General features: G+C 64.7%; 8 protein-coding genes and 1 tRNA gene. 7 read left to right on the top strand and 2 right to left on the bottom strand.

Annotated elements, in window-relative coordinates; all coding sequences use genetic code 11:
• Nucleotides 1–12 precede the first annotated feature (12 nt).
• The 6 genes from C8C99_RS07875 to C8C99_RS07850 all read left to right on the top strand — a co-directional run bounded on the left by C8C99_RS07875 (nt 13) and on the right by C8C99_RS07850 (nt 6346).
• Complete coding sequence (locus C8C99_RS07875; protein ID WP_108625410.1) at nt 13–1122, top strand: ABC transporter ATP-binding protein; 1110 nt, start codon at nt 13–15, stop codon at nt 1120–1122.
• A 52-nt stretch (nt 1123–1174) separates the two neighbouring features.
• Nucleotides 1175–2209: an ABC transporter substrate-binding protein gene (locus tag C8C99_RS07870; RefSeq protein WP_108625409.1), complete on the top strand. Its 1035-nt coding sequence runs from the start codon at nt 1175–1177 to the stop codon at nt 2207–2209.
• A 94-nt stretch (nt 2210–2303) separates the two neighbouring features.
• Complete coding sequence (locus tag C8C99_RS07865; RefSeq protein ID WP_108627076.1) at nt 2304–3563, top strand: ABC transporter permease; 1260 nt, start codon at nt 2304–2306, stop codon at nt 3561–3563.
• Between the two features lie 32 nt (nt 3564–3595).
• A complete protein-coding gene (locus tag C8C99_RS07860; RefSeq protein ID WP_108625408.1) occupies nt 3596–4414 on the top strand; it encodes an ABC transporter permease in 819 nt (272 codons plus the stop codon).
• Nucleotides 4415–4604: 190 nt separating this feature from the next.
• Nucleotides 4605–6095: an NAD-dependent succinate-semialdehyde dehydrogenase gene (locus C8C99_RS07855; RefSeq protein ID WP_108625407.1), complete on the top strand. Its 1491-nt coding sequence runs from the start codon at nt 4605–4607 to the stop codon at nt 6093–6095.
• A 177-nt stretch (nt 6096–6272) separates the two neighbouring features.
• Nucleotides 6273–6346 (top strand) — tRNA-Gly (locus C8C99_RS07850).
• Between the two features lie 71 nt (nt 6347–6417).
• Here C8C99_RS07850 and C8C99_RS07845 read toward each other — a convergent pair.
• Both C8C99_RS07845 and C8C99_RS07840 read right to left on the bottom strand, forming a co-directional pair.
• A complete protein-coding gene (locus C8C99_RS07845; RefSeq protein ID WP_108625406.1) occupies nt 6418–8466 on the bottom strand; it encodes a Cache 3/Cache 2 fusion domain-containing protein in 2049 nt (682 codons plus the stop codon).
• A gap of 198 nt (nt 8467–8664) precedes the next feature.
• Nucleotides 8665–9573, bottom strand: coding sequence for a pseudouridine synthase (locus tag C8C99_RS07840; protein ID WP_056645186.1), 909 nt, complete (start codon nt 9571–9573; stop codon nt 8665–8667).
• A 183-nt stretch (nt 9574–9756) separates the two neighbouring features.
• Here C8C99_RS07840 and C8C99_RS07835 point away from each other — a divergent pair, with 183 nt between their 5' ends.
• Nucleotides 9757–11931: an AsmA family protein gene (locus tag C8C99_RS07835; RefSeq protein WP_108625405.1), complete on the top strand. Its 2175-nt coding sequence runs from the start codon at nt 9757–9759 to the stop codon at nt 11929–11931.
• The last annotated feature ends 62 nt before the right edge of the window (nt 11932–11993 follow it).

Here is an 11993-nt window from a genome sequence, read left to right as displayed (position 1 = left end):
TGCCCCATCACCATGAACCACGCAGAACCCCTGGTCCGCTTCAGCGGCGTGCAAAAAACCTACGACGGCGAGCAGCTTGTGGTGCGCGCGCTGGACCTGGACATCCAGCGCGGCGAGTTTCTGAGCCTGCTGGGGCCCTCGGGCTCGGGCAAGACCACCACGTTGATGATGCTGGCGGGGTTTGAGTCACCCACCGCTGGCGACATCCTTCTGGACGGCAAGCAGATCACGCGCACGCCGCCGCACAAGCGCAACTTTGGCATGGTGTTCCAGAACTACGCGCTGTTCCCGCACCTCACGGTGGGGCAGAACGTGGCCTACCCGCTCACCGTGCGCAAGGTGCCCAAGGCCGAGCAGGCAGAACGCGTGAAGAAGGCGCTGGACATGGTGCGCCTGACCGGCATGGCCGACCGCCTGCCCGCGCGCCTGTCGGGCGGCCAGCAGCAGCGCGTGGCGCTGGCCCGCGCCCTGGTGTTCAACCCCCAGCTCGTGCTGATGGACGAGCCCCTTGGCGCCCTGGACAAGCAGCTGCGCGAGCACATGCAGATCGAGCTGAAAGAACTGCACCGCCAACTGGGCGTGACCTTTGTGTACGTGACCCATGACCAGGGCGAAGCCCTGACCATGAGCGACCGCGTGGCCGTGTTCAACGAAGGTGTCATCCAGCAGCTGGCCGATGTGGAGGCGCTGTACGAGACCCCGTCCAACCGCTTTGTGGCGGGCTTTGTGGGCGACAGCACCGTCATCACCGGCACCCTGCAAGGCAGCAGTACGGCGTGGGCGCTGCAGTTGCCCGATGGCCAGCGCCTGCCCGGCCTCAATGTGAACCACCTCGCACCCGGCGCACCGGCCGAGGCCTGCATCCGCCCCGAGCGCATTGCGCTGCATGCCGCCAGCGCCGCGCCCCAAGGCCCAGCCCTGCGCGCCACCGTGGCCCGCGCCATCTACTACGGCGACCACCTGCGCCTGATGTGCGACATCGGCGCCGGCCAGGCGCAGGCCACCGTCAAGCTGCCACTGACCCGCGCGGACGCCAACCCGCACCCCGAAACCGGCGATGCGGTGCTGCTGGAGTTCCCCACCGAGTCCGTGCGCATCTACGCCGTGCCCACCGTTCACTGAACCCGTTTTTTTGTTCCCCGTCCCCTTCCCTCAACCCCAAGGAATCCGCACCATGAAAAACAAGAGCCTGATCGCCTGCGCTGCCCTGTCTGCCTGCCTGGCCCTGCCCAGCCTGGCGCAGCAGCAACTCACCGTCGTCAACTTCGGCGGTGCCAACGCCAACGCACAGAAGAAGGCGTTCTACGAGCCCTATGAAAAGGCGGGCAACAAGATCGTGGCGGTGGAATACAACGGCGAGCAGGCCAAGGTCAAGGCCATGGTCGAGGCCAAGAAGGTGACCTGGGACGTGGTCGAAGTCGAATCGCCCGACGCCGCGCGCGGCTGCGACGAAGGCCTGTATGAAAAGCTGGACTACAGCAAGATCGTGCCCAAGGCAGACCTGCTGCCCGCTGCGGTGAATGAATGCGCCGTGGGCATCTTTGTGTGGTCTACCGTCATGGCCTACAACGGCGACAAGCTCAAGACCCCGCCCACCAGCTGGGCCGATTTCTGGGACACCAAGAAGATCCCCGGCAAGCGCGGCATGCGCAAGGGCGCGCGCTACAACCTCGAATTCGCGCTGCTGGCCGATGGCGTGAAGCCTGCCGATGTGTACAAGGTGCTGGCCACCAAGGACGGTGCCGACCGCGCCTTCAAGAAGCTGACTGAACTGAAGCCCAGCATCCAGTGGTGGGAAGCCGGCGCCCAGGCGCCCCAGTTCCTGGTGGCAGGCGATGTGGCGCTGACCACGGTGTTCAACGGCCGCATCGACGCCGCCAACCGCGAAGGCCGCAACCTCAAGATCTACTGGCCCGGCGGCATCTACGACCTGGACTACTGGGCCGTCCCCAAGGGCACGCCCAACAAGGATGCGGCCGTGAAGTTCATCGCCTTCACCATGCAGACCCCGCAGCAGGCCGCCTACGCACAGAACATTGCCTACGGCCCCGCCAACACCAAGGCCCTGGCCTCGCTGGACAAGAAGGTGCTGGACGACCTGCCCACCTCGGCCACCAATGCCAAGGAAGCTCTGCAGTTCAGCGTGGGCTTCTGGGCCGACCAGGGCGAGGCGCTGGAAAAGCGCTTTGCCGCCTGGGCCACGCAGTAATCAGCCTGCGCCCGCCCCGCCCGCCTGAGCCATGAGCCCGCACCCGCAGCAGACAGAGCCCACCACCATGCAAGCCCCCTCCGGCGTGATCGCCATGAACGCCCCTGAATTGGCCCCGCTCCGCGCACAGGACAGCCACGCCCCCGGCGCGCTGCGCAAAGCCCTGGCCCGCGCCGAGGTGCGGCGCAAATGGCGGGCGTTCAGCCTCACGCTGCCCTTGCTGGTGTTCTTGCTGCTCACGCTGCTGGTGCCCATTGCCGCGCTGCTGCAGCGCGCGGTAGAGAACCCCGAGGTGGCCAACGCGCTGCCGGGCACCATGCGCGCCCTGGACGGCTGGGACCGGCGCGACGCACCACCGGCTGCGGCTTACGCCGCGCTGGTGGGCGATCTCGCCCGTCTGCCCGACCGCTCGGACGCTGGCGCCCTGGCGCGTCGGCTCAACTCCGAGGTGCCGGGCGCACGCTCCATGGTGATGGGGGCGTACCGCGACCTGCCCTTTGAAGGCTCTGCCGACGCCATCAAGGAGCGCCTGCTGGGCGCGGACACCCGCTGGGGCGAGGCACCGTTCTGGCGGGCCATTGCAAAGAACGGTGCCCGCTGGACACCCGACTACCTGCTCGCCTCGGTGGACCTGCAGCGCGACGCGCTGGGCCAGGTCGAGCGCATGCCCGAAGAGCAGCGCGCCTTTGGCGGCATCCTGCTGCGCACGTTCCACATCAGCCTCGTAGTCACGCTGGTGTGCCTGCTGGTTGGCTACCCGCTGGCCTGGTGGTTGGCATCGCTGCCCGCCCGCTCAGCCAATGTGCTGATGATCCTGGTGCTGGTGCCGTTCTGGACCTCCATCCTGGTGCGCGTGGCCGCATGGATCGTGCTGCTGCAGTCCGAAGGCCTGGTCAACCGCGGCCTCATGGGCCTGGGCCTCATTGAGCAACCTTTGGCGCTGCTGTTCAACCGAACGGGCGTGGTGATTGCCATGGTGCACATCCTGCTGCCCTTCATGATCCTGCCGCTGTACAGCGTGATGAAGAGCGTGCCGCCCACCTACCTGCGCGCGGCAGTGTCGCTGGGCAGCTCGCCCATCGCCGCGTTCTTTCGGGTGTATGTGCCGCAAACCTACCCCGGCATTGGCGCGGGTGCGCTGCTGGTGTTCATCCTGGCCATTGGCTATTACGTCACGCCCGCACTGCTGGGCGGGGCCGACGACCAGATGCTGAGCTACTACATCGCCCGCTATACCAATGTGGAAGTGAACTGGGGCATGGCCTGCGCGCTGGGCGCCCTGCTGCTGGCCGCTACCTTGCTGCTGTATGGCGTGTACCGCCGCATTGGCAAGGCCGAATTGAGTCTGGGCTGATCGCGCACTGAAGCAAAAGAAAGTAGCTCACCATGTTTCGCCTTCCTCAATTCCCCCTGTACGCCAGCCTGACCGACAAGCTCGGCTGGTGGGCCGTGCGCGCTCTTTGCGTGGCCGTGCTGGTGTTCCTGCTGGCGCCCATTCTGGTGATGGTGCCGCTGTCGTTCTCCGAGAGCTCCTTCCTCGCCTACCCCATCCCCGGCTGGTCGCTCAAGTGGTACCGCAACCTGTTCGAGTCGGCCGAATGGGCCCGTGCCACGCGCAACAGCTTCATCGTGGCGCCTGCAGCCACGCTGATTGCCACCGTGCTGGGCACCCTCGCCGCCGTGGGCCTGTCGCGGGCGGACTTCCGCTTCAAGGGGCTGCTCATGGCGGTCCTGATTGCTCCCATGGTGGTGCCCATCATCGTGGTGGGGGTGGCCACCTACCTGTACTTTGCGCCGCTAGGTCTCGCCGATAGCTACGTGGGCCTCATCATCGTGCACGCAGCGCTGGGCGCACCGTTCGTGCTGACCACCGTGCTGGCCACGCTGGCGGGCTTCAACCACAACCTGGTGCGCGCGTCGCTGAGCCTGGGCGAGACTCCGCTGAACACCTTCTTTCGCGTGACGCTGCCGGTGATTGCACCGGGCGTGATCTCGGGCGCATTGTTTGCGTTTGCCACCTCGTTCGACGAAGTGGTGGTCACGCTGTTCCTGGCGGGTGCAGAGCAGGCCACGCTGCCGCGCCAGATGTTCACCGGCATCCGCGAGAACATTTCGCCCACCATTGCGGCGGTGGCAACGCTGCTCATCCTGTTCACCACCAGCCTGCTGCTGGCGCTGGAGTGGCTGCGGGGCCGGCGCGCATGACAGCGCAGGGTGCGTTCAACCTTGCACGCGCCCGCACCATGCCCCTGTTGCCGGTGCCACTTTGGCGACGCAGGCTACAGCCCTGCCCATGCTAGCCTTTGGCTAGACACGCGCCAGCCCACCGCCGCCCCTGCCCCCCTTCCCTTTTCTGCTCGCTCTCTGTTTCGTCACCTATCCCGGAAGCACTCCCATGGACATGAAGACATCGCCCCTCGCCCTGCTCAACGATCCCACACTGCTCAAAACCGACGGTCTCATCAACGGCCAGTGGGTGGCGGGCAACAGCCGCTTTGACGTGAACGACCCGGCCACGGGCCTCAAGCTGGCCGACGTGGCCAACCTGGGCCCGGCCGATGCGGAGGCCGCCATTGCCGCAGCCAACGCCGCCTGGGGCCCCTGGAAGACCAAGACCGCCAAGGAGCGCAGCATCATCCTGCGCAAGTGGTTTGACCTGCTCATGGCCAACCAAGACGACCTGGGCCGCATCATGACGGCCGAGCAGGGCAAGCCTCTGCCAGAAGCCAAGGGCGAGGTCGCCTACGGCGCGAGCTTCGTCGAGTGGTTTGCCGAAGAAGCCAAGCGCATCAACGGCGAGACCCTGCCCCAGTTCGACAACAACCGCCGCCTTCTGGTGCTCAAGCAGCCCATCGGCGTGTGCGCGGCCATCACGCCGTGGAACTTCCCGCTGGCCATGATCACCCGCAAGGTCGCACCCGCATTGGCCGCAGGCTGCCCCGTGGTCATCAAGCCCGCCGAGCTCACGCCCCTCACCGCCCTGGCTGCGGCCGAACTGGCGATCCGCGCAGGCATCCCGGCTGGCGTGTTCAACATCCTGCCCGCCGACTGCGACAACTCCATCGCCATCGGCAAGGTGCTGTGCGCGAGCGACGTGGTGCGCCACATCAGCTTCACCGGCAGCACCGAGGTGGGCCGCATCCTGATGGCGCAGTCGGCGCCCACGGTCAAGAAGATGTCGCTGGAGCTGGGCGGCAACGCACCCTTCATCGTGTTCGATGATGCCGATGTGGACAGCGCTGTAGAAGGCGCCTTTGCCAGCAAGTACCGCAACGCGGGCCAGACCTGCGTGTGCACCAACCGCTTCTATGTGCAGGAAGGCGTGTACGACGAGTTCGTGGCCAAGTTCGCGGCCAAGGTCAAGACGGCCAAGGTGGGCAACGGCTTCGAGGCCGGTGTGAACCAGGGTCCGCTGATCGAGGAAGCTGCACTCACCAAGGTGCAGCGCCATGTGGACGATGCACTCGCCAAGGGCGGCCAGGTGGTGGCCGGCGGCCAGCGTCTGACCAGCCTGGGTTCGGGCCAGTTCTTTGAGCCCACGGTGGTGGCCAACGCCACGGCCGACATGCTATGTGCGCGCGAAGAAACGTTTGGCCCCTTCGCCCCCGTGTTCAAGTTCAAGACCGAGCAAGAAGCCATCGATGCTGCCAATAACACCGAGTTCGGCTTGGCCAGCTACTTTTACAGCCGCGACGTGGGCCGCATCTTCCGCGTGACCGAAGCGCTCGAATACGGCATGGTCGGCGCCAATGTCGGCATCCTCGCCACCGAGCACGTGCCCTTTGGCGGAGTCAAGCAGTCGGGCCTGGGCCGCGAAGGGTCGCACCACGGCATGGACGACTACGTGGAGATCAAGTACCTGTGCCTGGGGGACATCCAGAAATGAGCCACTCCGATCAACTCATTTTTTGATAGCTGCTAGCGCATACTGGATAAGCACTACCAGCCAAAATCACTCAAATACCCGGCAGCACTCAACAGATTCTTGATCTGCCGGATTTTTGAACCAACGGCCGGGCGGGGAAAAGCGGCGCCCAAGATGCTGCCTATAATCCAAGGCTGCGCGGGTGTCGTTCAATGGTAGGACTCTTGCTTCCCAAGCAAATAACGTGGGTTCGATTCCCATCACCCGCTCCAAATACAAAACCTGCCAGGCAGCAATGCATGGCAGGTTTTTTCATGGGCGGATGCCTTCGTGCAGAGGCACCCTAGCCCTGTAGCTTTGGCGGTGCCGTGGGCGATAGCCCCATGGCATGTGGCGATGCGGGCGCATGTGTGTGCGCTGAGGATGCATCCTGCCCCAGATTGAATCGAGCAATCGCAGTCACCATCTGCTCGGCCTGCACCCGCAGGCTGCTGGCAGCGGCGGCCATTTCCTCTACCAACGCAGCGTTCTGCTGGGTCGTCTGGTCGAGCTGCGTGACTGCCTCCCCCACCTGGCCGACGCCTGCGGTTTGCTCGTTACTGGCCGCACTGATCTCAGAGACCATGTCCGCCACGCGCCGGATGGCACTGACCACCTCCTGCATGGTGGTGCCCGCCTCGTCCGCCAGCGCCGAGCCCTGCTGCACCATGGCACTGCTGGCGCCAATCAGCTCCTTGATGGACTTGGCCTCTGCCGCCGTGCGCTGAGCCAGGTTGCGCACCTCGGCCGCCACCACCGCAAAGCCGCGGCCCTGCTCTCCCGCACGGGCCGCTTCGACAGCAGCATTGAGCGCCAGGATGTTGGTCTGAAAGGCGATCCCGTCGATCACGCCAATGATGTCGGCGATCTTTTGGCTGCTGGTGTGGATGTCCTGCATGGTGCGAACCACCTTGGAAACCACCTCTCCGCCCTGCTGTGCGACCCGGCTGGCCCCCACGGCCAGCTGATTGGCCCGGCCCGCACTGTCAGCGTTGTGGCGGATGGTGGCGCCCAGCTGCTCCATGCTGGCCGCTGTCTGCTCCAGGGCGCTGGCCTGGCCCTCTGTCCGTCCCGACAGATCCTGATTGCCCTGCGCAATCTCCGTACTGGCCGCCGATACGCTGTCGGCACTGGTGCGCACCGTGCCCAGGCTCTCCACCAACCGGACCCGAAAACCTTCCATGGCCTGGGCCAGAGAACCGATTTCATCGCGGGACTGAACGGAAACCGCGTGCGCGAGATCCCCCTGTGCCAGATAGCCGAGGGCTTTGCTCAGCTGCTGCACGGGGGCCCCCACCAGCCGGCGCGTTGCGACCAACAACACGACCGTGAGCAGCGTGAGTGCCACAACGACACCCAGCCAAAGCCAGGTCAGCACACCGCGCGCTTCACTCATCATCTCTGACAAAGGTGCCTCGGCAACGATCACCCAGCTCCAGGGTTTGTAGTGTTCGACCGCCACGTAGCGGGTGGCGGTATCGCTCTCGCCATTGCGACGGGGTGACCAACGGGACTCCAGATCGCCCGACGGCTCAACTGCAGCCAGCGACGCCATCCATGCCTTGGCGTTGTCGTCCTTGTCATCCAGCTTCAGCGATTTGCCAGCACCAGGCAATCCAAAAACAGTGCCCCGCGCGGGGCCCGATGAGAGATTGACCGCATACACGGCCCCCGTAGCAAACAGCTTTTGTCCCGCCATCACGGTGTCGAGCTTGCCCAGAATGGCTCCCATGTCAGACCCGATGAACAAGATACCAATGGTGCGATTGCCCTCGCGGATGGGCTCGTACACGGTCATGTACTCACGGCCAAACAGACCGGCTCGGCCGATGTAGGTTTTGCCCTCGTTCACAAGGGCGTAGGCGGGGTGCTTGCGGTCCAGCAGGGTCTTGTACGCGCGCTCGCCATCCTGCTTTTTGAGGGACGTGGTCACGCGAATGAAATCGTCTCCCGTGCGCGCAAAAATCGTGGCCACGGCGCCCATGCTGTCCTTGGAGAAGCGGTCCACCACTTCAAAATCACCATTGACGGCAGCCCCCCGGAACGACAGCACTGCTTCTGACTTGCCGTCGGCCCCGGCTGATTCAGCGACGGTGAACCGGCCCGGGAAATTCGCCTTGAACAAGCTGAAGTCACGCTTGGCTTGCTCCTGCGCCGTTTCGTCGAAGGTTTGCACCAGCGTGCGCACCTGGGCCACGTACTGCGTGGCATCACCACGTGCCAGACGGCCGAAATCGTTCCAGAGCAAGGCACTGACGATGCCCATCGTGGCCAGCAAAACCACCAACAGACTGAGCAACGCCGCCAAGGAGAGTTTGAAGGCGATGGAATAGCGGGTGCTTGAGGAAATCATCTGGTGCTTTTCTGTAATTTATGCATCGGCGTGCATATGAAAGAACCAAAGTACCCGATCTCGCGCAAAAACAAAACCATCGCGAGTGCAATGGCCTTTTCAAGCATAGGGAAAACCCTTGCCATTTCCACCTTGCAACAGCCCTGTTCACGAGCCGCAGAAAGGCCCTGACCGATAGCGACAGGGTTGCGAGCGTGTTCAGGGCAGGTGCAGCGACTGCCTGCTTGCAAACACGCGGTGCTCACCAGTGACGGGGTCCACAAACTCGAGAGACCGGGCCAGCAATTGCAGGGGCCGCGAATAATCGCCATCGGGCGGGTCATTGACAACGGGATAGAAAGCGTCGTTGCGCAATGGCAGCCCCAGGGCGGCCATGTGCACCCGCAATTGGTGCCGCTTGCCGGTGACGGGCGACAACAGATACCGTGCCCAGTCACCGTCGGTCTCCAGCACCTGCATATGCGTGTGGCTGTTGGGTTCGCCCGGTGCCTCTTGCATGCGAAAAAACTGCGGGCTCTCCTCCACGCGACTGCGATGGTCGCGCGGGAAGACCAGGTCGGCACGCCAGGGCGCAACAGCCTCGTAGCGCTTGATGATCTGTCGGTCGCGGAACAGCGCCTGGTACGCACCGCGCGTGGCTTGGTGTACCGACAGCATCACCAAGCCAGCGGTATCGCGGTCGATCCGGTGCAGCGGCGACAGCTCTGGCAGCCCCAGACGGCGTTTGAGGCGCACCAGCAGCGTGTTGTGCAGATACCGGCCAGAGGGCGTGACCGGCATGAAGTGCGGTTTGTCCGCCACCACCAGATGCTCGTCCTGATACACCACGGTTTCGCTGAACGGCAAGGTGGGCTCGGCCGACAGGCTGCGGTAGTAGTAGAGGCGCAGTCCCCCCTCAAACGGCCGCACAGGCAGCACGGCCTGTCCGCGCTCGTCGATCACATCGCCAGCCTCCATGCGCTGGCACCATTCATCGCGGGGCACCGCAGGCAGCCGTTCTGCCAAAAAATCCAGCATGCTGCCCTGCCCATGCGTCGGCAGCACCACGCAACTGGGGCTGACTCCATCGCGCACAGGCAGTACGTGGGGATGGCGAGGGTTGTGCATGGTGCGCGGATTCTAGGGGGTTGGATCAGTATCGCGATAGGCCCACGGTCGACTCCGGCCGGTGTTTCACACCAACCCAAAGACACATCGCGGACGCCACACAGGCCGGCGTTGTAGGACAAGCGCGCCAAAGAGTCGCGTGGTGCCCAAAGCCGCGTTGTGCGGGGCTAGCATGACCACTCCATGACAGAGTCCCAGATCGATCACCACAACAAATCAGCAGCGGCTGCCTTGCCTGCCGCGTCCCAACTACGGCGAGGCCATCGCTGGGTGCGCGTGGGATGGACGCTTCTCGCAGCCATTGTGGGGTTGCTGCTGATCGGCGTGATAGCAGTGAGCCAGTGGGACTGGAACCGCGCCAAACCGTGGCTCAGCCAAACCATCAGCGAGGCGACGGGCCGGCAGTTTGCGGTGGAAGGCAATCTATCGGCCTCATGGCGCTGGCCACAGCCTCTTGAAGAGAGCTGGCACCGCTGGGTGCCAGGCATCACATTGGAAGGCACCCAACTGGTCATGCAGGACCCACCGGGGTTTGTTCGCCCTGCCAAGGCCGCAGCGGCCCGCCCCACGGCGCGTGCCGACATGGCGCGTGCATCGCTCAAGCTCTGGCCCCTTTTGGCGCGGGAAGTGGTCATTGATTCCCTGGAACTTACTGGCCCGGACATCGCCCTCGCCCGTCTGCGCGACGGCTCCAACAACTGGACGCTGCCCCCCCCGCGGACGCGCGACGACACCATGCCGCGGTGGACATTCCGCATCGACCAGCTGTTGGTTCGCAAAGGGCAGTTGGCCTATGCCGACGCAGCCCGGGACCTTGACCTGACCGCGCACGTCGATACGCTGAACGATAGGCCACAAGCCGCCGCCCCACAAGAAACGGCCTTTCCGGCGTCCGCCACGGCCGACGCAGCCAGTCCCTCTGCCTATGGTGTGCGCTTCGATTTCAAGGGCACCTTGGGGAAGGCACGCGTCCAAGGCGAGGGGAAGGCGGGCCGCGTGCTCACGCTGCGCGACAAGGAGGTGAATTACCCGCTGCAGTTCACGACCAAGGCGGGCAGCGTGGAGACAGCCGTGGAAGGCGTTCTGGCCAATCCAGGCGCGCTGTCAGGCATGGATTTTCAGGTCATGCTCAAAGGTGCCAGCATGGCGGATCTGTATGCGCTCACAGGCTTGGTCCTACCGAACACGCCGGCGTTTCAAACCCGGGGGCGACTACTAGGCAGCCTGCAGCCGGGCCGGGCTGTGTGGGACTACCGCGACTTCACCGGCACCGTAGGCCAGAGCGATCTGCATGGCACCCTGCGCTTTGTGTCGGGTGCGCCGCGGGGCAAACTGTCGGGCGACATCACCTCCAACCAGTTGCGCCTCGTGGACCTGGGCCCGGTGCTTGGCACGGCTACCACTGCGACGGCCCAGCAGGCAGGCCGCAACGGCAAAGTGTTGCCAGACGCCGCGTTTGCAACCGACCGATGGAATGCCATGGACATGGACCTGAAGTTCGCAGGGCAGCGCGTGGTAAGACCCAACAGCTTGCCGCTGGAAGACCTGAGCGTGCACGCGCGGTTGGAAGATGCCGTGTTGCGTCTCGAGCCCCTGCACTTTGGCGTGGCCAAAGGTCAGATCGACTCGAAACTGGTGTTGGACAGCCGCAACCGGCCGCTCACGGTACGCATGGACACCCGCGTGCAAAACCTGCGGCTCGCGTCGCTGTTTCCTGAAGTGGAACTCACACGCAAAAGCCTGGGACGACTCGATGGCGCCCTGGCACTCAATGGCAAGGGCAGCTCGGTGGCGCAGTGGCTAGGCACCAGCACCGGGGAAGCCCGGCTGTATGTACGCGACGGCACCCTGAGCCGCGAACTGCTGGACCGCGCAGCCCTCAACGTCGGCAGCATCGTGGTGGGCAAACTGTTTGGTGATGACAAGGAAGTGCAGTTGCGTTGCGCGGTGGCCGACCTGGCTGTGCGCGAAGGCGTTGCCACTGTCCGCACCGCCAAGCTGAGCACCAACGAGGCAGTGGTGGATGTCACCGGCACCATCGACCTGGCACAGGAACGCCTGAACCTGAGTGTCAAACCCTCCTCGCTGCAATGGAAATTCTTTTCCCTGCGCACTCCGCTGTATGTGCGCGGCACTTTGGGCAAACCCCAGGTGGGCGTGGAGCCTGGCCCCCTGCTGTTGCGTGCCGGCGCAGCGATTGCCGCTGCCGTGGCCGCGCCCGCAGCCCTGGCCTTGGTACCTGTGACGGTACCCGGCGCCGACGACGATGCTCAGTGTGCGCCCTTGCTCGCACAGGCCACGCAACCGGTCCGGGCAGGGCCAGCGGGCACGCCCGCAGCACGCGCGCCTTCACGCTAGAGCCTGTCTTGATCCTCCCGAGGGTCGCGCAGCAGTCTCATGGAGTACCCCTCATGCCCCAG

The sequence above is a fragment of the Acidovorax sp. 107 genome, assembly GCF_003058055.1.
GTDB lineage: Bacteria > Pseudomonadota > Gammaproteobacteria > Burkholderiales > Burkholderiaceae_C > Acidovorax.
This window is presented reverse-complemented; position numbering and strand designations above follow the sequence as displayed.